The sequence below is a fragment of the Aeromonas sp. S41-2 genome, from assembly GCF_027705845.1.
Classification (GTDB): Bacteria; Pseudomonadota; Gammaproteobacteria; order Enterobacterales; family Aeromonadaceae; genus Aeromonas; species Aeromonas hydrophila.
In genome coordinates this window covers 413784-435414 of sequence record NZ_JAPDCG010000004.1, presented here as the reverse complement: position 1 = coordinate 435414, position 21631 = coordinate 413784, and the positions used below count along the sequence as shown (strand labels likewise).

Sequence of the window (21631 nt, the reverse complement as noted above, 5' to 3'; positions counted from 1 at the left end):
GATTCCTGAACTTAAGAGAGGCAGGCTAACACTGGCCGACTGTTTCGATTAGTATCCATTTATGAGATATACAGTTTCACTGGTGCAACAATGGATCTGAACGCTGCATTGATTCTAGTGCGGATCGTCGACAAGGGTTCCTTCACGGCGGCCGCCCAGGAGCTGGGCATGACCAAGGCGACGGTGAGCCGGCGCATCGCCGAGCTGGAGCAGCGCCTCGGTGTGCGGCTGCTCTACCGTTCGACCCGCCAGCTCACCCTGACCGAGGCCGGCGAGCAGTACTATCTGCGCTGCAGCAAGGCGGTGGACGAGCTGGCTCAGGCCGAGCTGATGGTGAGCGCCAGCCAGCAGGAGGTGACCGGCACCCTCAAGCTGGCGGTGCCCATCGAAGCGGGGCAGCTGGTGGTGGGCAGGCTGGTGGCGGAGTTTCTGCAGGCCTATCCCGGTCTGCAGGTGGAGCTGGAGCTGACCAACCGCATCGTGGATCCCATCAACGAGGGGCTGGATGCGATCGTGCGGATCGGCGACATGAGCGATTCGAACCTGGCGGCGCGGCGGCTGTGGAGCAACGCCCGCCTGATCTGTGCCAGCCCGGCGTACCTGGCGCGCAGCCCCGCCATCACCCATCCCGAGGATCTGGTGCATCATGAGCGGGTGGCGGTGACCAGCGGGTTTCTGGCGTCGCACTGGTGCTTTGAGCGGGATGACAGAGAGGTGCTGGTTGACCCTCCCTCCCGCTTTCGGGTTAATAATATAACCTGTGCCAGAGAGGCGGCGAAGGCCGGGCTGGGGCTCGCCTCCCTGCCCGCCATGCTCTGCCATGAGGAGCTGGCGAGCGGGACCCTGGTGTCCGTGCTGCCCGAGTGGCAGCAGCCCAGGGTGCCGATTTACCTGCTGTTTCCGGAGCGGCGGCTGATGCCGCGAAAATTGCGGGTGTTCATCGACTTCATCGTGGCCAAGGGGGCCGACTACGGCATAGATACCCTGCTGTAGCTGGTCAGAGGCGGTGCCGTGGTCACGGCATCGTGAGTGGATCTGAGGGGGAAGACATGGATCACTGGATCAATCTGTATCGGGCTTCCCATTCGCTGGAGGCCCATGCCCTGAAAGGGGCGCTGGAAGTGGAGGGGGTGCCGGTGCGGCTCAATGGCGAGGCGCTGTCGGGCGCCCTGGGCGAACTGCCGGTGGACCTGCTGCAGGTGACCCTGATGGTGCGCGAACAGGATCGCAGCAAGGCAGGGCGGGTCATCGAGCGCTATCAGCAGCGCCAGGGCAACGGCTGGCTGTGCGGTCAATGCGGGGAGGAGAACGGCGCCAACTTCGATGTCTGCTGGCGCTGCCACCACGATCCCCACGAAAATTAATCGCGCGCCCTGCCTCAGCGCAGGGTGAAGTCGATGTCCTCGCCCGCGCTGGCGTCGTGATAGGTCGCCAGATCCAGCTCCCGCTCGCTGCGGGCAATCAACACGGATACCAGAATATCGCCGGAGACGTTGACCGTGGTGCGCGCCATGTCGAGGATCCGGTCGATCCCGGCGATCAGTGCCACTCCTTCCAGCGGCAGTCCCACCGCGGTCAGCGTCAGCGTCAGCAGCATCAGGCCGGTGCCCGGCGTGCCCGCCGTGCCGATGCTGGCCAGGGTCGCGATGCTGATGATGGTCAGGTAATCCACCATGTGCAGATCCACCCCGAAGGCCTGGGCCACGAACAGGGCCGTTACCCCCTGATAGAGCGCGGTGCCGTCCATGTTGATGGTGGCGCCGATGGGCAGCACCTTAGCGGTGATGGCGGGAGAGACCCCGAGCCGGCGCTCGGCGCAGGCCAGGCTGATGGGCAGGGTGCTGTTGCTGGAGCTGCTGGTGAAGGCCACCGCCTGGGCATCGACGATGCTCTTGAAGTAGTGCAGCGGATTGAGGCGGGCCAGCAGGATCAGCAGGCTGCTGTAGACGCCGAGCACGTGCAGCAGGCAGCCGAGGTAGACGGCGCCGATCACCTTGAGCTGCGGCAGCAGCAGGCTCATGCCGTACTTGCCGGTCATCCAGGCCATCAGGGCGCAGACACCGTAAGGGGCCAGCGCCATCACCATCTGGGTCAGCTTGAACATCCCCTCCGCCAGCGAGGTGAAGAACAGGATGGCGGGGCGACCGCGCCGACCGGTGGCGTTGAGGGCGAGGGCGAGGGCCACCGCGAACACGATCACCTGCAGGATCTTGCCGTCCACCATGGCTTGCACCGGGTTGCGCGGCACCAGGTGGCTCAGCACGCTGGCCAGGGTGGGGGATTCCGCCATGCCGACCCGCTCATAGGGCCCCATGTTGGCGCCCATGCCGGGTTCCAGCAACCAGCCCATCATCAGACCGATGCAGATGGCGACCGCGGTGGAACAAAGGTAGAGGCCGATGGCCTTGCCGGCGATCCGATCGAGGGTCTTGCCCTTGAGCAGCGAGGTGAGGCCGGCGATGACCGAACAGAAGATGAGGGGCACCATCAGCATCTGGATGGTGTTGACGAACAGCACGCCGATGGGCTTGAGCAGCAATGCCTGCTCGCTGAAACCGGCGCCGAGCCCGATCCCCGTCAGCATGCCGAGCAGGGTCTTCAACCAGAGCGGGCGGCGGGTCCAGATCCGCCAGGGCTTGAAAGCCAGTCCATGGAACAGCATGACGCCAATGTCCTTATATTCGGTCTGCGGTGGCAAAAAGGGGCGTTAGTGTAGCCATCCCCTGCTCAGGTTGCCACATTATCGACAAAGCCGCGGCCATCACCAGTACAGACGCAGGGAAATCGGCAATTTGTTGGCCTATATCAAGGTCGTCGGCGGTGGGGCAGGATTTAATAGGCATCAAATATGTCTATTCAAGAGGTTTGCAATGACTCAATCGGTACACGGTCACGAAGTGATGGAGATGATGCTGGCGCAAGGCGGCCAGTTTACCCGGGCCAGCCTCAAGCAGGCCATTGATGAGCGCTTCGGTGCCGATGCCCGTTTCCACACCTGTAGTGCCAGCGAGATGGATGCCGAGGCCCTGATCGACTTCCTGGCCAAGCGCGGCAAGTTCATCGAATCGGAGCAGGGTTTCCAGACTCACGCCGACAAGATTTGCAACCACGGTTGATCCCTGCCGGCGAGCGCCCGCCGCGCTCGCCGAATCCCGCCGCCTTTGTTATATTTCGCCCTCTTTCCCCTCCTTTTGTTGAAGGCTTAGCCTGGGCGTTGTATGGACACTTTCTCCGCTGCCGTCATGTTGTTTCTGATCATGGATCCGCTGGGTAACCTGCCGGTCTTCCTGTCGATCCTGCGTCATATCGATCCCAAGCGGCGCCGCAAGGTGATGATGCGGGAGCTGCTGTTTTCACTGGTTATCATGATGGCCTTCCTGTTCGTCGGCCAGCAGATCCTCAATTTCCTCAACCTGCGGCAGGAGGCGGTCAGCATCGCCGGCGGCATCATCCTGTTCCTTATCGCCATCAAGATGATCTTCCCGAGTGAGGGCGGAGTAACCGGGCTGGCTGCGGGTGAAGAGCCCTTCCTGGTGCCCATGGCCATCCCCATGATTGCCGGCCCCTCGATCCTGGCGTCCTTGCTGCTGCTGGCCAACCAGGAGCCGACCCGGATGGCGGACTGGTCGCTGGCGCTATTGATGGCCTGGGGCGCCAGCGCGGTGATCCTGATGTTCTACGAGGTATTCAACAAGCTGCTGGGTGAGCGAGGACTCACCGCGGTGGAGCGTCTGATGGGCATGCTGCTGGTGATGATCTCGGTGCAGATGCTGCTCGACGGGGTGCACCACTACCTGGCGGTGACCGGTCAGAACTGACCGGCCGGCATGCCAACAGAAAAGACACGGGGCTCGACGAGCCCCGTTTTTTGCCTGTGATCCGGCGTGGTGACCGTCAGGGTCTTGCGGTCCGGTGCCGACAATCAGGACGGTTCGGCAGCAGTGGGCTCCAGCTTGCCCATGATGAGGGTCAGAAGGGTTTCCCGCAGCCAGCGGTGGCCTGGATCCTCCTCGTGACGCTGATGCCAGATCAGCAGGTGGGAGATGCTGTCGAGGGCGATGGGCAGCGGCAGCGGCACCAGCGGATAGACCTGGGTGGCGTGGCGAGCGTAGAGCCGGGAGAGGGTCACTATCATGTCCGAGTGCATGCCCATTCGCAGCGCCGCCTCGAAGGAGGGCACGGTCGCCTCGATGCGGCGATAGAGATCCTGCTCCGCCAGCTTGTGATCCAGCATCCAGCGATCGCGCCCCTCGCAATAGGTCTGCACGTGGGGATAGGCCAGGTAGCGGGTGAGATCCCACTCCGGTTCGTGCAGGGCGGGGTGGTCGTGCTGCACCAGGCAGGTCAGATCGTCGATGGCGAGCAGCCGCTGGCAGATGGTGTTGGGCAGGGTGTCGAGCCGAAAGTCCGAGTTGATGCAGTTCTCCCGCACCGTGAAGGCGATGTCCACCTGGCCCTGGCTCATCTCGGTCAGGCTGTTCTCGGTCCACTCCTCGTAGCGCAGCCGGATGCCGGGGGCCTGTCGTTTCAGCTCGCTCAGGTAGAGCGGGGCGAACAGGGTGAAGGCGCTGTCCATGCTGGCGATGACGAACTCCCGCTCGGTGGTGGTCGGGTCAAAATCCGGTGGCTGGATCAGGTTGTCGAGCGACAGCAGGATGGGCTGCAGTTGCTGCTGCAGGCTGAGGGCGCGGGCGGTGGGTTCCAGCCCGTAGGCCGAGCGCACGAACAGGGGGTCGTCGAAGGTTTCCCGCAGCCGGCCGAGCGCCTTGCTGACGGCAGACTGGCTCAGGTGCAGCCGACGGGCCGCCCGGCTGCCGTTTCGCTCTTCCAGCAATACTTGCAGGATAATCAATAGATTGAGGTCGATGCGCCCCAACTGTTCCAGCAACATGATATGAATCCTCTTCAATTCTTAGATGAATTTATACCATTTGTTTTCATATCTAGGCGAATTTATGCTCGAAACGTCTCTCGCCTTCGATGGCGGCTGGTACAGGATGTAGTGGTTGAGGGGACAAGTAGCATCAAGCAATACGGCGACCCTGGGTCGCCGTATTTTTTTGAGTGATTTATTTGCAAACTTGCACCTGTCTTGATTTTGCCCAACAATCTTTGCGCCTTCTTTTGATACAAACAATCGGTATCTATCAGTCAGGAGTATCCCTATGGGACTCGGTGGAATTCATATCTGGCATTTGTTGATCCTGCTCGTGGTAGTCGTCGTGGTGTTTGGCAGCAAACGCCTGGCGAGTGCCGGAGAGGATCTGGGCACCGCCATCAAGGATTTTCGCAAAGCCTTGCGTGACGATGAATCACAGCCGAAATAAGTGGGAGTTGAATGATGTCCGTAGAAGAGAAAGTGGAATTGAACGAGACCTGTGACAGCTGCGGCTGCTTCGCCGAAATTGGTACCATCATCGGCGAAGGTGACGATGTGATGGAGCTGGTGATCGAGGCCGCTGCAGAAGCCGACGCTCGTGCCAAGCTGGCCGCCTACGAGGCGCTGGCCAAGCAGGTCACTGCCGAAGCCAAGAGCAGCAGCGAACTGAGTCAGGGCGCCAACGGCGTGATCCTGAAAGCCCGCCTGCAATTCACCTGCACCGCCGAAAAACTCATTTTCGAGATGCGTGCCCGCTCTATCTGAGCCTGCTGATGACACGGCAGGCTTGCCTGCCGTGTTGACCCTTCTGCTGTGGGTCCGCGTTCTATAGTTAGTTATCCCACAGACGGTTTTGCCCGACGCGAGTCGGCCAACAGAAGGCGATCTCATCATGGTTCAGCGCTGGCTCTTCGCCATTTTCCCCACCCTTGTTCGCCACCCGTTTGACGGGATCCCGCTCGCTGCGAAGCAACCGCAGGCGCTCTCATCATGAGACGGCGCTGGCTTTGGGGCCTGCTCGCTCTGTGTGCGCTGCCGCTGCTGGCGGCGGATCTCAAGCCGCAACGGCTGCCCCAGCCCGGGGATCTCGCCAGCATATTGCAAAAGAAAGAGCTCAGGGCCCTGGTGGTCTATGAGCGGGGCTTCTTCTTCTTCGACAAGGGGGCTCAGCACGGCATCCTGGTCAACCAGCTGCAGGGGTTCGAGCGCTGGCTGAATCAGACCTACCTGGCCAAAGAGAAGATCAAGCTCAAGATCATCTACATCCCGGTGCGTCAGGACAAGCTGCTGGACTACCTCACCGAAGGGCGGGGGGATCTGGTGGCCGCCAACATGACGGTGACGCCGACCCGGCGCGAACAGGTGACCTTCTCCAACCCGGTGATCGCTCCCATCGAAGAGTGGGTGGTGAGCCAGCACAGCCTGCCGACCTTCAACCGCATTACCCAGCTCTCCGGCCGGCGGGTCTGGGTGCGGGCCAGCTCCAGTTATTACGAAAGCCTGCGCCAGCTCAACTGGCTGTTTCGCGAGTTGGGGCTGCCGCCCATCTATATCGAGACGGTGCCTGAATATCTGCAGGACGGGGATCTGCTGGAGATGGTGGCGGCCGGCATCATACCGCTCACCGTGACCGACAGCTTCAAGGGGCGGATCTGGCTCGGCATGATCAGCGGGTTGCGGGCCCACAAGCTGATCCCGCTGCGGGACAACGGTCGCAGCGCCTGGGCCCTGCGCAACAACAGTCCCGAGCTGCTCAAGGCCGTCAACGACTATCTGGCCGATGCCGGCAAGCGCACCCTTTACAGCGACATGGCTCTGCGCCGTCTGCTGGCGCGCAACGACCAGATGAGCAACATACTGGCGCCGGATCCGCTGGGCAGGTTGTCGACCATCCGCAAGGTGCTGGAGCAGCAGGCCGACAAGTACCGGCTGGACTGGCTGATGCTGGCGGCGCTGGCCTACAAGGAGTCTGGGCTCAATGCCAACATCCGCTCCGAACGGGGGGCGGTGGGGATCATGCAGCTGTTGCCGAGCACCGGCGGCGAGGTGGGCATTCGCGGCGCCCGGCTTGCCAGCCTGGAGGGCAATGTGGAGGCGGCTTGCCGCTATATGCGGCTGATCCTCGACACCTATTTCAATGATCCCAAGCTGGATGTGCTCAACCGCCACCTGTTTGCGCTGGCGGCCTACAATGCCGGCCCGAACCGGGTGCAGGCGCTCAGGGCCAAGGCCGAGGCCGCCGGGCTGGATCCGAATGTCTGGTTCGGCAACGTGGAGCAGCTGGTGGCCAACGAGGTGGGCCAGGGGCCCATCAACTATGTCAGCACCATCTACAAGTACTATGTGGCCTACCGCTTCAGCCTGCCCCAGCTGGAGGGCAAGGCGGCCGCCATCGAGGCGGTGGCCCAGCCCTGACGTCCTGCTAGTGTGGTTGGGCGGGCGGGGCAAAGGGCTGCCAGGCCTGATCCTTATGCTGCAGATACCAGGGGGCCAGCTGGCCGCTCGGCGAGGGATCCGGCTCACTGGCCTGCGGTCTGTGACTGATGGCGGGGCGATCCGTGAGTTCCATGGTAAATTCCTTCATCCTGTTGCTACGAGGCCCTTAGCCAGCGTTATGCCATTTCCTCATGACAGGCGGATGACGCCATGATCCCCGCTGAATTTGCCCTGATAGACCAGCCCGAGCTGGCACTCAAACTGCGCTGCCAGCTGATCCGCGGTGCCAGAAGCCGGATCCAGGCCCAGTACTACAGCTGGGAGGAGGACAGCAGCGGCAAGCTGTTGCTGGCGGAGCTGCTGCATGCCGCCCGGCGCGGAGTGCGGGTGCAGCTGCTCATCGATGACCTCTATGCCGGCGACAACCGTTTCCTGGAGATGGTGGCCCACCAGCCGGGCATCGAGGTGCGCCTGTTCAATCCCTTCTGGTTGCGTGGCTGGCGGCCACTGACCCTGCTGCTGGAAGGGCTGCTCAGCTTTCGCCGCATCAATCACCGCATGCACAACAAGCTGCTGCTGGTGGATGGCAGTCAGGCGGTGATCGGCGGTCGCAACATCGGGGACCGTTACTTCGGGCTCGGTGGGGCGCCCCAGTTCGTCGATCTGGATCTCGCCTGCCGCGGCCCGCTCTGCCAGCAGGCCGAGCAGGGGTTCGATCAATTCTGGCGCAGCCGCTGGAGCCATCCGATCCGCCGGCTGCTGCGGCGCCCGCTGCAACGGGCCGAGGTGCAGGTGGTGAACGACTTTCTGCTGACGATGAACGAGCCGCAGGTGGCGGCCGTCTACGATCTGCCAGTCAGCCTGTTCGATTCCGAACCCGTCCCCCTGCGCTGGCATGCCGGGCGGGCAGAAGTGTGGTTTGATCGACCCGGCAAGGGGCTGGTGTCTCGACCCACCACCGCACGCCTGCTCTGGCGCAAGCTGGCCGACAACCAAGGCACGCTGAGTCTGGTCACCCCTTATCTCATCCTGACCCGGGGACTGCGCCGCCGGCTCAGGCAGCAGCGGCAGGCGGGGGTGAACATTGACATCCTGACCAACTCCCTGGCCAGCACGGATGTGCCGCTGGTGTACGGCGCCTATCGCCGTCACCGTCCCTGGCTGATACGGCAGGGTATCGCGCTGTCGGAGCTGGAGGGGGAGTCGCTCAGTCTGCACGCCAAGCTGATCCTGGTGGGGGAGGAGGAGGCGCTGCTCGGCAGCTTCAATCTGGATCCGCGCTCCCTGCTGCTCAACACCGAGCTGGTGCTGCATCTGGCCTGTCCTGCGCTGTGCGCCGAGTTGCAGCTGTGGCTGGCGACCTGGCAGCAACGCTCTTCCCACTCGGTGGCGGCCCCGCCCTCCACCCTGCGCCGCCTGCTGGCGAGGGTCAGTGACTGGTTGCCGTTGCAGCGCTGGTTGTGAGCGGGCCGAGCGTGTGCGAGATCTCGCAAAGCCTTGTGCGCCTTCGAGGATAACGTTTGCCATCCTATGGCGATGAACTGGTTTATCGTATTGTTTTTAATCGAATTGTTTTCTGACCGAAGTTCCATGAACGGCTGCAGCTTGCATACACGGGCGCATAAAACGGTTTTTTATTTTATTTATCTGCGTAATATTTCAACTGCAAGGACAACACGGTGGCTTGCCGCCGTGCGGAAGAGGGTCGTGAAGGGAACTGGCCAACTGGATTGCTCCAGCAGGCGCCTGCTTCAGATGGGTAGCGGAAACTCAGGAAACAGGGGCAGCACCCGACAGGACCGGATTCCAATATGGAACATGCTATTTGCGAGGGGGTGACATGCGAGTGTCACCCCATTTTTTATGGCTCGCTGGCTGAGCCGCGCCCAGAAAAAGACCGCCGATTGGCGGTCTTTTTCTTTGCTCAACCCGACGATCCAGAGTCAGGCGATGCCTGCCAGCAGTCGGCTCCAGTTGCGTTTGGCGGCGATGAAGGCATCGTGCAGGTTGCGATACTCCAGCTGCAGCTTCAGTTGGTCGTAGCGGGCCAGTGCCTTGCGCTTGCGCTGCTCCAGCAGGCGTTTGCGGCTGGCGTAGTAGTGCTGCAACTGCTGGTTCAGCTTGTCGTACTCCTCCTGCAGCAGGGCCTGCCACAGCTCCCTGTCATCCTGCTTGCGCAGCTTGGCCTGGGCCCGTTTCAGCTGCATCTCCAGCCTGGCCTGTTCGATCCGCTCTTCCGGACAGGCGCGCAGATCCCGGGTCAGCCCGCACCAGGAGGCGCTGCGGATCAGCCATTTGGTGGGATCGAACTGCCACCAGTGGATACCGTTGCGATAGTCGTTCTCGAACAGGTGATGAAAGTTGTGGTAACCCTCGCCGAAGGTGAAGAAGGCCAGGATGCCGTTGTCCCGTGCGCTGTTGCGGTCGGTGAAGGGCTGGCTGCCCCAGATGTGGGCCAGCGAGTTGATGAAGAAGGTGGTGTGATGAGTCATCACCATGCGCAGCACCCCGGCCAGCAGCAACATACCGAGCAGATCGCCGTGGACGAGCCCCAGCAGCAGCGGGATGCCGATGTTGGTGGCCAGGGTCAGCGCCAGATAGTGCTTGTGCTGGAAAACGACGATGGGATTGTTCTGCAGATCCCGCACATTGCTGTAGTCGTGATAGGTGTCGCCCTGGTATTCGCGCAGCATCCAGCCGATGTGGGAGTACCAGAAACCGCGTCCTGCACTGTAGGGATCCTGCTGGTTGTCATCCACGTGGCGATGGTGGCGGCGATGGTCGGAAGACCAGTGCAGGGCCGAGTTTTGCAGGGCGAGGGCACCGCCGATGGCGAAGATCCACTGCAGGATCGGGTGTGCCTTGTAGGCCTTGTGGGACCAGAGCCGGTGGTAGCCGGCGGTAATGGAGATGCCGCAATAGCAGAACAGCAGCAGGAAGCTGCCCCACTGCCAGAGGTCATAGCCATGGGTCATGCCGTACCAGGGCACGGCGATCAGTGCGGTCAGCCCGGAGAGGGCAAACAGCAGGGTGTTGGTCATGATGATCGGGGGGCGTTCCATCTCACTCGGTTCCTTTCAGCGAACAGCTGTGCGCCATTCTCCATGCAGCCAGAATTCGGGTCAATGGTAAAAAAGTAGGAGACAAACCTGATCCTGGCGCAGCCTTCGGGTTATCATTTGGCCTCGATAACCTGAAGGTGACTGTTTTCGTGGGTATTCGCGCGCAACAAAAAGAAAAAACCCGGCGTACTCTGATCGAGGCGGCGTTCAGCCAACTGTGCGCCAACCGCAGTTTTTCCAACCTCAGCCTGCGGGAAGTGGCACGGGAGGCCGGCATAGCGCCCACTTCCTTCTATCGTCACTTTCGCGACATGGAGGAGCTGGGGCTGACCCTGGTGGATGAAGGCGGCCTGACCCTGCGCCAGCTGATGCGCCAGGCGCGCCAGCGCATCGCCGGGGGCGGCAGCGTCATCAGCACCTCGGTGCAGACCTTCATGGAGTTCGTCGAGAACAACCCGAACATCTTCCGGCTGCTGCTGCGCGAGCGCTCCGGCACCTCGGCGGCATTCCGGCAGGCGGTGGCGCGGGAGATCCAGCACTTCATCGCCGAGCTGACCGATTACCTCGAGGCCACCACGGGAGCGCCGCGGGAAGAGGCCTACATCCAGGCCGAAGCCATGGTGACCATCGTCTTCAGCGCCGGTGCCGATGCCCTCGACATGACCAGCGAGGAGTGCCGGGCCCTGTCCGATCGCACCATCCGTCAGCTACGCATGATCGCCATGGGCGCCGAGGTCCAGAACCAGAAGCGCCGTGAACCTCTCTCTTAAGTCAAAGGATGGACAGCTCCATGCATGATCAGAACCCGATCCCGAAGAAACCCCTGCTGCTGGCCCTGCTCATCGGCATCTGTGGTGATGCCTCCCTGACGGTCTTGTCGGAGTCGGTGGTGCCCTTCTCTTTCTTCCCGATGATCGCCCTGGTGCTGGCTGCCTATCAGCTCTACCAGCACTACCGTCATGTCTCGCTGGAGGGCAACACACCCGTTTGCATGCTGCTCTGCTTCTTCATTGGCGTGTTCGGCCACTCGACGCTGGTCAAGGTGCAGTACCCCGAGCTTGGCAGCAACTTCTTCTCGCTCATCATGATGTTGCTGCTGCTGGCGGTGCTCTCCATCAAGCTCGGCATCAGCGTGGGGAAAAAAGAGAAGGAGTGACCAGCACTCCTTCCTGAACCACCATGACAGAGCCGGGATCACCCGGCTTTGTTGTCTGTGCCGCGCTGTTTGGCATCGACGATGGCCTGCAGCCTGGCGCGGATCTCCACCATGCCGAACACCCCGAACACTAGCACCTGGGTGAACTCAAGCCGGCTCACCGCGAAGTAGGGCTTGCAGGCCGCCTTGACCATGCTGGCCTGCACCCAGTGCATCAGGGCCACGATCACGCCGCACACCGGCAGAAAGCCGTTGAGCTTGCCCGGCAGCGGGGCAATCAGGCTGACCAGCACGCCGAACCAGAAGAACAGGATGAGGCCCATCGCCAACAGATTAAACACCCGCTTCATCGTTTACCTCCCGCAGATAGAGTTGATAGCAGACTTGGATTTGATCGGCCTGCTTGTCCTTGAGCCGTTGTCCAAATTGACGGGGAGGGGCACCGCGCCCATCTCCTCCCTTTAAACTGCAGCGTCATGCTTGGTGTCCCGCAGATAGAGCTGATAGCAGACCTGGCCTGCCTGTTTGTCCTTGAGTAGTTGCCAGCTGGCCGGCAGCGGCAGATCGGCCATCTCCTTCTCCCGCTCCAGATAGATGAGGGCGTCCGGCGCCAGCCAGCCGCGCAGCTCAAGCAGCTCGCAGACCTGAGGCAGTAGCTCGCGGCGAAAGGGGGGATCGAGAAACACCAGATCGAACGGCGTAGCCGGCCCCTGCAGCCAGCTGACGGCATCGGACTGGATCACCTGGCCCTGGCTGCTGCCGAGGGTGGTCAGGTTCTTCTTGATCTGGTCGGCGGCGCCCTTGTCCATCTCGATCAGGGTGACCTGCTCGGCATAGCGCGACAGCGCCTCCAGCCCCAGGCCGCCGCTGCCGGCGAACAGATCCAGACAGCGGGTGCCACGGACATGCGGGGCCAGCCAGTTGAAGATGGTCTCCTTGACGCGATCCGTGGTGGGTCTGAGTCCTTCCACATCCCTGACCGGCAGTTTGCGGCCTCGCCACTGACCGCTGATGATTCTTACAAAGCCCGATTTCCCCTGCGGGGCTGGGCTCTTGCTCGGGCCGTTACGGCTGGATTTCACTCTGGGCATCGCGTTTCGTCGTCAGAAAATAAAGTGGTAGTATAAGGCGGTTCATTTTTATGCCGACCCGCCGAGGGACGGCTATCTTAGCAGTCAGCCTTTGATGTGAGTATTTTTAGATGGCAAAAGGTTTGTTTTCCTGGCTGGGTTTCGGCCGCAAGAAAGAAGAGGCTGAGGCTGTCCAACCACAGACACCGCAAGCCACCCCGATTACCGCTGAGCCCGAGGTCGCTGCTGCCCCCGCTCCCGTTTCCGATCCTACGCCAGCCGTGGCGGCTGAAGTGCCCGCCAGCGCACAGAATTCCGTTTTGCACGACGATTGCTGCCCACCTGCCGAACTGGACGACCATGGTCCGCTGGTAGTGGAGGAGTGTGCCTCCGATCTGGAGCCGGTGATCGTCAATGAAGCCCTGCTGGCCGAAGAGGAGCGTGCCGCTGCGAAAGCGCAGGCGCAAGAGGCTGCCCGTGTTGCTGCCGAGCTCAAGGCTGCGCAAGAAGTTCGTATTGCTGCCGAAGCCCGCGCCGCAGAAGAGGCCCGTATTGCTGCTGAAGCTCAGGCTGCGCAAGAGGCTCGTCTTGCCGCTGAGGCTCGCGCCGCAGAAGAGGCTCGCATTGCTGCCGAAGCCCGCGCCGCAGAAGAGACTCGCATTGCCGCCGAGGCCCGCGCCGCAGAAGAGGCTCGTATTGCTGCCGAGGCCTGTACCGCAGAAGAAGCGCGTCTTGCCACCGAGGCTCGCGCTGCAGCAGAAGAGGCTCGTGTTGCTGCCGAAGCCCGCGTCGCGGAAGAGGCTCGCATTGCTGCCGAAGCCCGTGCTGCAGAAGAGGCCCGTCTTGCTGCCGAGGCCCGCGCTGCAGAAGAGGCTCGTCTTGCCGCAGAGGCCCGCGCCGCAGAAGAGGCCCGTCTTGCTGCCGAAGCCCGCGCTGCGGAAGAAGCACGTCTTGCTGCCGAAGCTCAGGCTGCAGAAGAGGCCCGTATTGCCGCCGAAGCGCAGGCTGCCGAGGAAGTCCGTCTCGCCAAAGAGGCCCAGCGAGCGGAAGATCTGCGCCTGGTCGCCGAGATGGAGGCTGAGGCCGCTGCCCTGGCCGCCCTGCCGCTGGCCGCCAAGGTGGACGACGACACCCAGGAGAAGCCGCAGCGGGAGGGCTTCTTCACCCGCCTCAAGCGCAGTCTGGTGCGCACCCGGGAGAATATCGGCTCCGGTTTCTTCGGCCTGTTCCGTGGCAAGAAGATCGACGACGAGCTGTTCGAGGAGCTGGAGACCCAGCTGCTGACCGCCGATCTCGGTGTCGATACCACCAGCCGCATCATCGAAGGGTTGGTGCAGCACGCGGATCGCAAGCAGCTCAAGGATGCCGAGGCGCTCTACGGCCTGCTCAAGCAGGACATGGGCGAGATGCTGGCCAAGGTCGAGCAGCCGCTGGTGATCGACACCAGCAAGAAGCCTTACGTGATCCTGATGGTAGGCGTGAACGGCGTCGGCAAGACCACCACCATCGGCAAGCTGGCCAAGCAGTTCCAGGCCGAGGGAAAGAGCGTGATGCTGGCCGCCGGCGATACCTTCCGTGCCGCCGCCGTCGAGCAGCTGCAGGTGTGGGGCCAGCGCAACAACATTCCGGTCATTGCCCAGCACACCGGGGCGGATTCTGCCTCCGTCATTTATGACGCCATCGAGGCTGCCCGCTCCCGCGGCGCCGACGTATTGATCGCCGACACCGCCGGCCGCCTGCAGAACAAGAGCAACCTGATGGAAGAGCTCAAGAAGGTGGTGCGGGTGATGAAGAAGCTGGACGATGCGGCGCCCCACGAGATCATGCTGACTCTGGATGCAGGCACCGGCCAGAACGCCCTGAGCCAGGCCAAGCTGTTCAGCGAGGCGGTGGGCCTGACCGGCATCACCCTCACCAAGCTGGACGGCACGGCCAAGGGCGGCGTCATCTTCGCGGTAGCCGACAAGTTCCAGATCCCGATCCGTTATATCGGGGTGGGCGAGGGGATCGACGATCTGCGTCCGTTCGTCGCCAACGACTTCATCGAGGCGCTTTTCAGTCGCGAGGAGTGATCTCCTTCGCGATGAGCAAGCTCGGGCGCCGCGAGTCGTGCGCCCCCAGCCCCGACCCAGGTCGGGGTTGGTCACTGTCAGGGAACCGTTATGATCCGTTTTGACAAGGTCAGCAAGGTCTACAGCGGCGGCCATCAGGCGCTGCAGAAGGTCAGTTTTCACCTGCGCAAGGGGGAGATGGCCTTCCTGACCGGGCACTCGGGTGCAGGCAAGAGTACCCTCCTCAAGCTCATCAGCGTGATGGAACGGCCCACCGACGGCCGTGTTTTCTTTCATGGCGACGACGTCAGCCATATCAAGCGGGGGGAGATCCCCTACGTGCGCCGCCAGATCGGCATGATCTTCCAGGATCACCGGCTGCTGATGGACCGCACCGTGTTCGACAACGTGGCGCTGCCGCTGGTGATCGACGGCTACAGCCATGCGGACATCAACAAACGGGTGGCGGCGGCGCTCGACAAGGTGGGGCTGCTCGGCAAGGAACGCTACCAGCCGCGCATGCTCTCCGGCGGTGAGCAGCAGCGGGTCGGCATCGCCCGCGCCATCGTCAACAAGCCGCCGCTGCTGCTGGCGGATGAACCGACCGGCAACCTGGATCCCCAGCTCTCCATGGACATCATGCGACTGTTCGAGGAGTTCAACCGCTTCGGCGTCTCCGTGCTGATTGCCACCCACGATCTGGGGCTGATCGCCCGCATGCGTTATCGCACCCTGACCCTCAAGGCGGGTCGCATGTATTCGGCAGGGGAGGAGCTCTGATGGCTATCGTTCGTCATAAACAGCCACCGCTACGGCGCTTCATGATGTACTGGGTCGACCACGCCCGGCAGGCTTTTTCCAGCCTGGGGGAACTGTGGCGCAACCCGCTCGCCTCGCTGATGACGCTGGCGGTGCTGGGGGTCAGCCTGGCGTTGCCCTCCTGCTTCCACGTGCTGCTGAAAAACGCCGAGGTGGTAGAGGGCAGCTGGCAGACCAGCTCCCAGATCTCCCTCTATCTGCGCAAGGATCTGCCCGAGCAGAACATCCTCGACATGAAACAGCGGATCCTGCTCTACCCGGAGGTGGAGTCGGTCACCTACATGAGCCGGGATGAGGCGCTCAAGGAGTTTCGCGAGATCTCCGGGTTTGGCGATGCGCTCGACTACCTCGACAGCAACCCGCTGCCGCCGGTGCTGAGCGTGATCCCGGATCCGCGCTGGCAGAATCCGGAAGGGGCGGCCGAGCTGCTCAACAAGCTCAACAACGAAGACGGGGTGGAACAGGGCAAGCTGGATCTGCAGTGGCTGACCCGGTTGCAGGGGATCATGAACCTGCTGCGCCACACCATCACCGGCATCGCCGTGCTGCTGCTCTCCGCCGTGCTGCTGATCGTCGGCAACACGCTCAGGCTGAATATTCTCAACCAGCGCTCCGAGATCGAGGTGCTCAAGCTGGTGGGGGCGACCGATGCCTTCATCCATCGCCCCTTCCTTTATACCGGCATCTGGTTCGGGGTCATCGGTGGCATGCTGGCCTGGTGGTTGACCGAGGTGATGGTGATCTGGAGCGAGGGGGTGGTGAAGGAGCTGGCCGGCCTCTACAACAGCAACTTCCGGCTGGTGGGGATGGGGGCGGTGGACGGGATCAACCTGATCCTGCTGGGTGCCTTGCTGGGGCTGATCGCCTCCTGGTTTTCGGTCCATCGTCACATTCGCGACATCGAACCGTCCTGATTAATTTATCAGCTTTTTAAAGCGCTGGATTTTGCGACCTGGATCAAGTAAAAGAGTGGCCGTTTCTGGCACGGCCGCCGTTCTGGGAGTAATCTGAACATTGCCGATCTTCGGGATCTTCTCTGGATCCTGTGAACCTTCTGATTTATAAGCAGTCTACAAATGCTGAAGAATTTATACGGGTGTGGCCCCTATGCCTTGCTCGTCTGACTTGGCAAGCATGTGAAGGTTGCGAGCTCCGCAACAATGGACTTAGCATGCTACTTTTCGGGGGTCCTTTATTGTGACCCCCTTTTTTTGACTGTTCATTCATGATTCATCCTGCCGGCCTAAGATAACCCCGGTTCAAACATGTTCAGCATGTTTGATGCAGGCCGCAGAATGGCGTCCGGTCAGTAGACAGGCCCTCTCAGGGTGTTAGACTGATTCGATTGAAAAGTAAGAGGTAGAACATGGGAACTTCATTGCAGCGCACTATGGCTCTGATTCCGCAAGGTAGTCTGGAAGGCTATATCCAGGCAGTAAACTCGATTCCGGTGCTGAGCGCAGAGGAAGAGCGTGAACTGGCTGAGCGTTTGCAGCAGGGTGGCGATCTCGAGGCTGCCCGTCAGCTCGTTATGTCGCACCTGCGCTTTGTCGTTCATGTCGCCAAGAGTTATGCCGGCTACGGTCTGCCCCAGGCCGACCTGGTGCAGGAAGGCAACATCGGTCTGATGAAGGCGGTCAAGCGCTTCGACCCGAGTGTCGGCGTGCGCCTGGTCTCCTTTGCCGTGCACTGGATCAAGGCCGAAATTCACGAATACGTGCTGCGCAACTGGCGCATGGTCAAGGTGGCGACCACCAAGGCCCAGCGCAAGCTGTTCTTCAATCTGCGCAAATCCAAGAAACGTCTGGGCTGGCTGAACCACGAAGAGGTACAGGCCGTGGCTGCCGACCTCGGCGTCTCCGCCGCCGACGTTACCGAGATGGAAGCGCGCATGAGCAACTACGATCAGGCGTTCGATCTGGTCGGCGATGACGAAGAAGAGGGTGGTTTTGCACCGGTCCACTATCTGGAGGACAAATCCTCCGATCTGGCCGCGACCATCGAGAACGACAACTGGGACGATCACGCGACCCGTCGCCTGAGCTCGGCCCTGGCTACCCTGGACGAGCGCAGTCAGCACATCATCCGTGCCCGCTGGCTCGACGATGACAGCAAGACCACCCTGCAGGAGCTGGCCGATACCTACGGCGTCTCCGCCGAGCGGGTGCGTCAGCTTGAGAAAAACGCCCTCAAGAAGCTGAAGGATGCGATGGAAGCATAAGCCTGTGCGCCGAGCGGGTCCGTCAACTTGAGAAAAATGCTCTCAAGAAGCTGAAAGATGCCATGGAAGCCTGATGCTTCCTCTCATAAAAACAGGGCCTGATGGCCCTGTTTTTGTTTGACGGGGATCTGGTCGGCCTTGCCTTGGTTACCCTTGTATATGGTATGTTGCCGCCACTGCCACAGTAGGGAGAGCAGATAGTGAAACTCTTGAACGACTTGTTTACCAACAACCGCGAGTGGGCGGAACGGATCAAGGCCGAGGATCCCGAATTCTTTGCTACCCTCTCCGCCCAGCAGGCCCCCGAATACCTCTGGATCGGCTGCTCCGACAGCCGGGTACCCGCCAACCAGCTGATGGGGCTGCTGCCGGGGGACGTGTTCGTCCACCGCAACGTCGCCAACCTGGTGGTACACACCGACTTCAACTGCCTCTCGGTGCTGCAATACGCGGTCGAGGTGCTCAAGGTGAAGCACATCATCGTCTGCGGCCACTATGGCTGTGGTGGCGTCAAGGCGGCGATGCAGAACCAGGAGCTGGGGCTCATCGACAACTGGCTGCGCAACATCAAGGATGTCTACTTCAAGTATCGCGAGCAGCTGGATGCCATCGAGGATGAGCACGAGCGCTTCGACTACCTGTGCGAGCTGAACGTGGCCGAGCAGGTGGCCAACGTCTGTCATACCACCATCATCCAGAACGCCTGGCGCAAGGGGCAGGAGCTGGCGGTACACGGCTGGATCTACGGCATCAAGGACGGTCTGCTGCACGATCTCGATCTCTGCATCAGCGGGCCCGAGCAGATCCCGGACGTCTATCGCGCCTGGCCGGACATGCGTCCGCCCCACCGCCGTCGCTGAGGAGCATCCCGTTGGCACCGGCCCTCTATCTGCAGATCAAGCAGCACATCCTGGACGGGATCCGCGAACGCCACTATCAGGCGGGCGATCGGATCCCGACCGAGGCCGCCCTGTGCGAGCAGTTCGCCGTGAGCCGGATGACGGTCAACAAGGCGCTGCGCGAACTGGTGGCCGAGGGGTGGCTGGTGCGCACCGCCGGCTCCGGCAGCTTCGTGGCGGACAGGCGTACCGAATCGCCGCTGCTGGCCATTCGCAACATCGCCGACGAGATCGCCGAGCGGGGCAGCGAGTACAGTGGCCGGGTGATCCGGCTGCAGCGCCAGGCCGCCGACGAGAAGGTGGCGGTGCAGCTGGGCCTGCGAGTCGGCGCCCCCATCTTCCACAGTCTCATCGTCCATCAGGCCGATGGCGAGCCGCTGCAACTGGAAGAGCGCTTCGTCGATGCCGAGCGGTTGCCACAGTACGGTGAGCAGGATTTTGCCAGCCAGACCCCCAACCGCTATCTGATGGAGGTCTGCCCTCTCTCCGAGATGGAGCACGTGGTGGAGGCGGTGCTGCCAAGCGCCGGCGAGGCCGGCGTGTTGCAGGTGCGGGTCGACACCCCCTGCCTGCTGCTGCATCGGCGTACCTGGTCCGACGGTTATCTGGTCTCCTATGCCCGTTTGCTGTCGCCTGGCTCCCGTTACAAGTTGAGCTCCAAGACCAGCCTTAGCTAATTGTATATACATATCATTTTTGAAAAAGCCCGCCTCTGGCGGGCTTTTTTGTGTTTAAGCTCTAATGAACACGCTGTTATCAAGATGTGAACTTGATCCTTTCTTTCCCGTCAGAGATCGGATATAAGTTAATGTATATACATTTAGAGGTCGGTATGAACAAGGAACTGTTGAACTGCGAGCGGGTCTGGCTCAACGTGACACCCGCCACCCTGCGCTCCGATCTGGCCGACTACGGTCTGCTGGAGCCCCATGCCCTCGGCGTTCACGAGGGGCGGATCCACGCCCTGGTGCCGATGCAGGATCTCAAAGGCCCCTATCCCGCCCATTGGCAGGACATGAAGGGCAAGCTGGTCACCCCCGGCCTCATCGATTGCCACACCCACCTCATCTTCGCCGGCAGCCGTGCCGAAGAGTTCGAACTGCGCCAGAAAGGGGTGCCCTATGCAGAGATCGCCCGCAAAGGCGGCGGCATCATCAGCACGGTGCGCGCCACCCGCGCCGCCAGTGAGGATCAGCTGTTTGAGCTGGCGCTGCCGAGGGTGAAATCCCTGATCCGGGAAGGGGTCACCACGGTGGAGATCAAGTCCGGCTACGGCCTCACCCTGGAAGACGAGCTCAAGATGCTGCGGGTTGCCCGCCGACTGGGGGAGGCGCTGCCGATCCGGGTCAAGACCACCCTGCTGGCGGCCCATGCGGTGCCGTCGGAGTATCGAGACGATCCCGACTCCTGGGTCGAGACCATCTGCCAGGAGATCATCCCGGCTGCCGCCGAGGCGGGCCTGGCCGATGCGGTGGACGTCTTCTGTGAACACATCGGCTTCTCGCTGGCCCAGACCGAGCAGGTCTATCTGGCGGCGGATCAATACGGCCTGGCGGTGAAAGGGCACATGGATCAGCTCTCCAACCTGGGTGGCAGCACGCTGGCCGCCAACTTCGGCGCCCTCTCGGTGGATCACCTGGAGTACCTGGATCCGGAAGGGATCCAGGCGCTGGCCCATCGCGGCGTGGTGGCCACCCTGCTGCCCACCGCCTTCTATTTCCTCAAGGAGACCAAGCTGCCGCCGGTCGCCGCCCTGCGCAAGGCGGGGGTGCCGATGGCGGTCTCCTCCGACATCAACCCTGGCACGGCCCCCATCGTCTCGCTGCGGATGGCCATGAACATGGCCTGTACCCTGTTCGGCCTGACCCCGGTGGAGGCCATGGCCGGGGTGACCCGCCACGCCGCCCGCGCGCTTGGCGAGCAGGAGCAGTTGGGGCAGCTCAGGGTCGGCATGCTGGCGGACTTTCTGGTCTGGAACTGCGGCCATCCGGCCGAGCTCAGCTACCTCATCGGCGTCGATCAGCTGGTGAGCCGGGTGATCAACGGCGAGGAGACGCTCCATGGATAAGTTCAACCCGGTCGACATGTCGGTCTGGCAGGGGCGCCAGGATCCGGAAGATGGCGAGCTGGCCTTGCGCTGGCACGACAAGGTACAACCCTGGCCACAAGCAGGCCGCGCCGCTCCAGGCGTTGCCCTGGTGGGCTTTGCCTGTGACGAGGGGGTGCGCCGCAACAAGGGGCGGGTAGGGGCCGCCGGTGCGCCGCTGGCGGTGCGCAAGCTGCTGGCCAACACTGCCTGGCATCTGGGTCGGCCCGTCTATGACAGCGGTGACGTGCACTGTAAGGATGGCGATCTCGATGCCGCTCACGACCGCCTGGCCGAACGGGTGGCCCGCTTGCTGGATGAGGGGCACTTCCCGCTGGTGCTGGGCGGTGGCCACGAGGTGGCCTTTGGCAGCTGGAGCGGCCTCAACTTGCATCTGGCCGGCCGTGGCCGGATCGGCATCATCAACTTCGACGCCCACTTTGACCTGCGCATGAAGCTGGAGCAGGCGAGCTCCGGCACCCCCTTCTTCCAGATTGCCGAGCAGTGTGCCGCCCAGGGCACGCCGTTTACCTACGCCTGCCTCGGGGTGGCCGAGACCGCCAATACCAAGGCGCTGTTCGCCCGCGCCGAGGCGCTGGGGGTGTGGCACGAGCTGGACGAGGCGATGACGCCGGCCGAGCTGCCGGCCTTGCTCAGCGGGCTGGATGCCTTTATCGCCCGCTGCGATCACCTCTATCTGACCATCGATCTCGACGTGCTGCCGGCGGCCGTGATGCCGGGAGTGAGCGCCCCCGCCGCCCGCGGCGTGGAGCTGGCGGTCATCGAGCCGCTTATCGCCCATATCCGGGCCAGCGGCAAGCTCAGGCTCGCCGATCTGGCCGAATACAACCCGAGTCTGGATCAGGACAACCGCAGTGCCCGTGTGGCCGCCCGGCTGGTCCATCAGTTAACCAAGTAGCGGCCTGCCACGGGCCGGCCGCCACCCTGCTGC

24 protein-coding genes are annotated in these 21631 nt (G+C 62.3%); 18 read left to right on the top strand and 6 right to left on the bottom strand.

Annotation, left to right across the window (positions count from 1 at the left end; all coding sequences use genetic code 11):
- The first annotated feature begins 90 nt into the window (after positions 1-90).
- Both OKC44_RS12740 and OKC44_RS12735 read left to right on the top strand, forming a co-directional pair.
- On the top strand, positions 91-993 hold the full coding sequence (locus tag OKC44_RS12740) for a LysR family transcriptional regulator (RefSeq protein ID WP_024946229.1): 903 nt from the start codon (positions 91-93) through the stop codon (positions 991-993).
- A 56-nt stretch (positions 994-1049) separates the two neighbouring features.
- Positions 1050-1364 carry a putative signal transducing protein gene (locus OKC44_RS12735; RefSeq protein ID WP_011704337.1) on the top strand — a complete coding sequence of 105 codons (315 nt, stop codon included), beginning with the start codon at positions 1050-1052 and terminating at the stop codon, positions 1362-1364.
- A 14-nt stretch (positions 1365-1378) separates the two neighbouring features.
- On the opposite strand, the gene OKC44_RS12730 is transcribed toward OKC44_RS12735, so the two are convergent.
- Positions 1379-2662 carry a dicarboxylate/amino acid:cation symporter gene (locus OKC44_RS12730; protein ID WP_270813180.1) on the bottom strand — a complete coding sequence of 428 codons (1284 nt, stop codon included), beginning with the start codon at positions 2660-2662 and terminating at the stop codon, positions 1379-1381.
- 208 nt (positions 2663-2870) lie between these two features.
- On the opposite strand from OKC44_RS12730, the gene OKC44_RS12725 reads away from it, so the two are divergent.
- Both OKC44_RS12725 and OKC44_RS12720 read left to right on the top strand, forming a co-directional pair.
- The gene (locus OKC44_RS12725) at positions 2871-3116 is read left to right on the top strand and encodes a YecH family metal-binding protein (protein ID WP_024946227.1); all 246 of its coding nucleotides are present in this window, start codon (positions 2871-2873) and stop codon (positions 3114-3116) included.
- A 102-nt stretch (positions 3117-3218) separates the two neighbouring features.
- Positions 3219-3818, top strand: a complete 600-nt coding sequence (locus OKC44_RS12720; protein ID WP_010635400.1) for a YhgN family NAAT transporter — start codon at positions 3219-3221, stop codon at positions 3816-3818.
- Positions 3819-3922: 104 nt separating this feature from the next.
- On the opposite strand, the gene OKC44_RS12715 is transcribed toward OKC44_RS12720, so the two are convergent.
- Entirely contained in the window at positions 3923-4891 is a 969-nt protein-coding gene (locus tag OKC44_RS12715; RefSeq protein WP_270813179.1) for a LysR family transcriptional regulator, read from the bottom strand.
- A gap of 274 nt (positions 4892-5165) precedes the next feature.
- On the opposite strand from OKC44_RS12715, the gene tatA reads away from it, so the two are divergent.
- The 3 genes from tatA (at position 5166) to OKC44_RS12700 (ending at position 7294) form a co-directional block, all read left to right on the top strand.
- Positions 5166-5327: a twin-arginine translocase TatA/TatE family subunit gene (gene tatA, locus OKC44_RS12710; protein WP_041217014.1), complete on the top strand. Its 162-nt coding sequence runs from the start codon at positions 5166-5168 to the stop codon at positions 5325-5327.
- A gap of 14 nt (positions 5328-5341) precedes the next feature.
- Positions 5342-5644: a DUF406 family protein gene (locus OKC44_RS12705; RefSeq protein ID WP_017408789.1), complete on the top strand. Its 303-nt coding sequence runs from the start codon at positions 5342-5344 to the stop codon at positions 5642-5644.
- A gap of 225 nt (positions 5645-5869) precedes the next feature.
- Positions 5870-7294: a lytic transglycosylase F gene (locus OKC44_RS12700; RefSeq protein WP_045528755.1), complete on the top strand. Its 1425-nt coding sequence runs from the start codon at positions 5870-5872 to the stop codon at positions 7292-7294.
- Between the two features lie 7 nt (positions 7295-7301).
- Here OKC44_RS12700 and OKC44_RS12695 read toward each other — a convergent pair whose 3' ends face one another.
- On the bottom strand, positions 7302-7448 hold the full coding sequence (locus OKC44_RS12695) for a hypothetical protein (protein WP_168755950.1): 147 nt from the start codon (positions 7446-7448) through the stop codon (positions 7302-7304).
- 77 nt (positions 7449-7525) lie between these two features.
- Here OKC44_RS12695 and OKC44_RS12690 point away from each other — a divergent pair, with 77 nt between their 5' ends.
- The gene (locus OKC44_RS12690; protein ID WP_270813173.1) at positions 7526-8779 is read left to right on the top strand and encodes a phospholipase D family protein; all 1254 of its coding nucleotides are present in this window, start codon (positions 7526-7528) and stop codon (positions 8777-8779) included.
- Positions 8780-9258: 479 nt separating this feature from the next.
- Here OKC44_RS12690 and OKC44_RS12685 read toward each other — a convergent pair whose 3' ends face one another.
- The gene (locus OKC44_RS12685; protein ID WP_016349135.1) at positions 9259-10377 is read right to left on the bottom strand and encodes a fatty acid desaturase; all 1119 of its coding nucleotides are present in this window, start codon (positions 10375-10377) and stop codon (positions 9259-9261) included.
- Between the two features lie 149 nt (positions 10378-10526).
- On the opposite strand from OKC44_RS12685, the gene fabR reads away from it, so the two are divergent.
- Both fabR and OKC44_RS12675 read left to right on the top strand, forming a co-directional pair.
- Complete coding sequence (fabR, locus tag OKC44_RS12680; RefSeq protein ID WP_005308043.1) at positions 10527-11147, top strand: HTH-type transcriptional repressor FabR; 621 nt, start codon at positions 10527-10529, stop codon at positions 11145-11147.
- Between the two features lie 20 nt (positions 11148-11167).
- A complete protein-coding gene (locus OKC44_RS12675; RefSeq protein WP_270813170.1) occupies positions 11168-11533 on the top strand; it encodes a YijD family membrane protein in 366 nt (121 codons plus the stop codon).
- Between the two features lie 38 nt (positions 11534-11571).
- On the opposite strand, the gene OKC44_RS12670 is transcribed toward OKC44_RS12675, so the two are convergent.
- Complete coding sequence (locus tag OKC44_RS12670) at positions 11572-11883, bottom strand: DUF1145 domain-containing protein (protein WP_016349137.1); 312 nt, start codon at positions 11881-11883, stop codon at positions 11572-11574.
- Positions 11884-11994: 111 nt separating this feature from the next.
- Positions 11995-12624 (bottom strand): 16S rRNA (guanine(966)-N(2))-methyltransferase RsmD, encoded by a 630-nt coding sequence (rsmD, locus tag OKC44_RS12665; protein ID WP_045790849.1) that lies wholly within the window; start codon positions 12622-12624, stop codon positions 11995-11997.
- A gap of 110 nt (positions 12625-12734) precedes the next feature.
- Here rsmD and ftsY point away from each other — a divergent pair, with 110 nt between their 5' ends.
- The 8 genes from ftsY to hutG all read left to right on the top strand — a co-directional run bounded on the left by ftsY (position 12735) and on the right by hutG (position 21598).
- A complete protein-coding gene (ftsY, locus tag OKC44_RS12660) occupies positions 12735-14675 on the top strand; it encodes a signal recognition particle-docking protein FtsY (RefSeq protein WP_270813166.1) in 1941 nt (646 codons plus the stop codon).
- A gap of 90 nt (positions 14676-14765) precedes the next feature.
- The gene (gene ftsE / locus OKC44_RS12655) at positions 14766-15434 is read left to right on the top strand and encodes a cell division ATP-binding protein FtsE (RefSeq protein WP_011704349.1); all 669 of its coding nucleotides are present in this window, start codon (positions 14766-14768) and stop codon (positions 15432-15434) included.
- Positions 15434-16387 carry a permease-like cell division protein FtsX gene (ftsX, locus tag OKC44_RS12650; protein ID WP_011704350.1) on the top strand — a complete coding sequence of 318 codons (954 nt, stop codon included), beginning with the start codon at positions 15434-15436 and terminating at the stop codon, positions 16385-16387. The genes ftsE and ftsX overlap by 1 nt, the downstream gene beginning before the upstream one ends.
- Positions 16388-16839: 452 nt before the next feature.
- On the top strand, positions 16840-17694 hold the full coding sequence (gene rpoH / locus OKC44_RS12645; protein WP_016349143.1) for an RNA polymerase sigma factor RpoH: 855 nt from the start codon (positions 16840-16842) through the stop codon (positions 17692-17694).
- A 200-nt stretch (positions 17695-17894) separates the two neighbouring features.
- Positions 17895-18554: a carbonate dehydratase gene (gene can / locus OKC44_RS12640; protein WP_005308055.1), complete on the top strand. Its 660-nt coding sequence runs from the start codon at positions 17895-17897 to the stop codon at positions 18552-18554.
- A gap of 11 nt (positions 18555-18565) precedes the next feature.
- The gene (hutC, locus tag OKC44_RS12635) at positions 18566-19270 is read left to right on the top strand and encodes a histidine utilization repressor (RefSeq protein ID WP_270813164.1); all 705 of its coding nucleotides are present in this window, start codon (positions 18566-18568) and stop codon (positions 19268-19270) included.
- A 155-nt stretch (positions 19271-19425) separates the two neighbouring features.
- Complete coding sequence (gene hutI, locus OKC44_RS12630) at positions 19426-20661, top strand: imidazolonepropionase (protein ID WP_270813162.1); 1236 nt, start codon at positions 19426-19428, stop codon at positions 20659-20661.
- Entirely contained in the window at positions 20654-21598 is a 945-nt protein-coding gene (gene hutG / locus OKC44_RS12625) for a formimidoylglutamase (protein ID WP_242796606.1), read from the top strand. Before hutI ends, hutG begins: the two co-directional genes overlap by 8 nt.
- The last annotated feature ends 33 nt before the right edge of the window (positions 21599-21631 follow it).

Bases quoted from the DNA above. Each gene is read 5' to 3' on its own strand.
- OKC44_RS12685 (WP_016349135.1), bottom strand. From the start codon at position 10,377: ATGGAACGCCCCCCGATCATCATGACCAACACCCTGCTGTTTGCCCTC.
- OKC44_RS12700 (WP_045528755.1), top strand. From the start codon at position 5,870: ATGAGACGGCGCTGGCTTTGGGGCCTGCTCGCTCTGTGTGCGCTGCCG.
- OKC44_RS12670 (WP_016349137.1), bottom strand. From the start codon at position 11,883: ATGAAGCGGGTGTTTAATCTGTTGGCGATGGGCCTCATCCTGTTCTTC.
- ftsX (WP_011704350.1), top strand. From the start codon at position 15,434: ATGGCTATCGTTCGTCATAAACAGCCACCGCTACGGCGCTTCATGATG.
- OKC44_RS12705 (WP_017408789.1), top strand. From the start codon at position 5,342: ATGTCCGTAGAAGAGAAAGTGGAATTGAACGAGACCTGTGACAGCTGC.
- tatA (WP_041217014.1), top strand. From the start codon at position 5,166: ATGGGACTCGGTGGAATTCATATCTGGCATTTGTTGATCCTGCTCGTG.
- OKC44_RS12740 (WP_024946229.1), top strand. From the start codon at position 91: ATGGATCTGAACGCTGCATTGATTCTAGTGCGGATCGTCGACAAGGGT.
- OKC44_RS12730 (WP_270813180.1), bottom strand. From the start codon at position 2,662: ATGCTGTTCCATGGACTGGCTTTCAAGCCCTGGCGGATCTGGACCCGC.
- OKC44_RS12715 (WP_270813179.1), bottom strand. From the start codon at position 4,891: ATGTTGCTGGAACAGTTGGGGCGCATCGACCTCAATCTATTGATTATC.
- ftsY (WP_270813166.1), top strand. From the start codon at position 12,735: ATGGCAAAAGGTTTGTTTTCCTGGCTGGGTTTCGGCCGCAAGAAAGAA.
- hutG (WP_242796606.1), top strand. From the start codon at position 20,654: ATGGATAAGTTCAACCCGGTCGACATGTCGGTCTGGCAGGGGCGCCAG.
- OKC44_RS12725 (WP_024946227.1), top strand. From the start codon at position 2,871: ATGACTCAATCGGTACACGGTCACGAAGTGATGGAGATGATGCTGGCG.
- rpoH (WP_016349143.1), top strand. From the start codon at position 16,840: ATGGGAACTTCATTGCAGCGCACTATGGCTCTGATTCCGCAAGGTAGT.
- rsmD (WP_045790849.1), bottom strand. From the start codon at position 12,624: ATGCCCAGAGTGAAATCCAGCCGTAACGGCCCGAGCAAGAGCCCAGCC.
- OKC44_RS12690 (WP_270813173.1), top strand. From the start codon at position 7,526: ATGATCCCCGCTGAATTTGCCCTGATAGACCAGCCCGAGCTGGCACTC.
- ftsE (WP_011704349.1), top strand. From the start codon at position 14,766: ATGATCCGTTTTGACAAGGTCAGCAAGGTCTACAGCGGCGGCCATCAG.
- OKC44_RS12695 (WP_168755950.1), bottom strand. From the start codon at position 7,448: ATGGAACTCACGGATCGCCCCGCCATCAGTCACAGACCGCAGGCCAGT.
- OKC44_RS12720 (WP_010635400.1), top strand. From the start codon at position 3,219: ATGGACACTTTCTCCGCTGCCGTCATGTTGTTTCTGATCATGGATCCG.
- OKC44_RS12675 (WP_270813170.1), top strand. From the start codon at position 11,168: ATGCATGATCAGAACCCGATCCCGAAGAAACCCCTGCTGCTGGCCCTG.
- hutI (WP_270813162.1), top strand. From the start codon at position 19,426: ATGAACAAGGAACTGTTGAACTGCGAGCGGGTCTGGCTCAACGTGACA.
- OKC44_RS12735 (WP_011704337.1), top strand. From the start codon at position 1,050: ATGGATCACTGGATCAATCTGTATCGGGCTTCCCATTCGCTGGAGGCC.